This is a genomic window from Micromonospora sp. ATA51 (assembly GCF_016802855.1).
Classification (GTDB): Bacteria; Actinomycetota; Actinomycetes; order Mycobacteriales; family Micromonosporaceae; genus Micromonospora; species Micromonospora sicca.
This window is the reverse complement of sequence record NZ_JAEVHJ010000695.1, coordinates 1-1081: the sequence shown is the minus strand read 5'-3', so window position 1 is coordinate 1081 and position 1081 is coordinate 1. Positions and strand designations below refer to the sequence as shown.

The window sequence follows — 1081 nt, the reverse complement described above, 5'->3', positions numbered from 1 at the left end:
CTAGATCGTTGACCGGAATTTCGCTCCTGGTCAGCAGGGGCTAGTGATCGTAGGCGATCAATGATCGCTTGATCGGTGCGCCGATCGTCCAGTTGTGCCAGATCGCGGCGTTGAGGGCGAGCAGGCGCTGCACGATGCGGGTCCACAGGCCCAGCGGGACTCGCCCGCCGTGGCGTTCGAGGCCGAGTTGGTTCTTCAGCGTCCAGATGATCGCCTCGACGCGTTGGCGCAGCCAGTTGGGGAAGGGCCTGGGTGTGCGCTCGTCGCGGCGGGCAGGGCGGATCAAGGTGAGGTCCAGGTCGGTGAAGAACTGTTCGGTGTCCTGGCCGGACAGGCCCTTGTCGGTCACCACGGCGGTGCCTGCGGCGGGCTGGTTGGCGATCTGGCGGGTGAGGATCTGACGGGTCTGCTCGCGTTCGCCGAACAGTTTGGGGTTGGCCAGGCCGAACCCGGTGACCGTGCCGTCGGCGGTGGTGATGAGCAGCAGCTTGACGCCCCAGTACCAGCGGCTGTGGGCGGACTCGTAGCCATAGCCGGCCCAGCCGAACAGATCCGAGCGCTGGGCAGTGGTCTTGGACTGGCCGCAGCCGATCGGGGTGGCGTCCATGAGTCGCAGCGGTTCGGCCGAGCCGGGCGTGTGCTCGGCCAGCCACCGCAGCGCGGCCTCCATCAGCGGCGCTGCCTGCTTGAGCCGCTCGTTGTACTCGCTTTGGCCCAGCAAGCGGGGGAACAGGTGCCCGACCCGTGACGCCGCGGCTCGTAGCCAGTGGTGTTCTTCGTTGTAGCGCAGCAACACCTGCGCCACGGCCAGGCAGACCAGTTCGGCGTCGGTCACCGCCGGTGGGCGGCCCGGACCACGGCGGCGTGCCGACGTGGCGGGGATGATCCGGTCAACCAGTTCCACGTAGAGTGCGATGAGAAGGGTGTCCAGGTCGGCGATCACGAAGGCTCCAGAGTCTGACGTGTGTGGAAACGCCGATCTTGGACACCCTTCATCCACCTGTCACGGATCTACACGGCGCGTCGCCCGTTACCCCCCCGGCCTGACCTGCACCGAATTTCCGGTTAACGATCTAGAAGG

Annotated in this window: 1 protein-coding gene; it reads right to left on the bottom strand. The window is 66.7% G+C overall.

Annotation, left to right across the window (positions count from 1 at the left end; translation table 11 throughout):
- Positions 1–40: 40 nt before the first annotated feature.
- Positions 41–943, bottom strand: coding sequence for a transposase (locus tag JNW87_RS39020; protein WP_238455501.1), 903 nt, complete (start codon positions 941–943; stop codon positions 41–43).
- Between the last annotated feature and the right edge of the window lie 138 nt (positions 944–1081).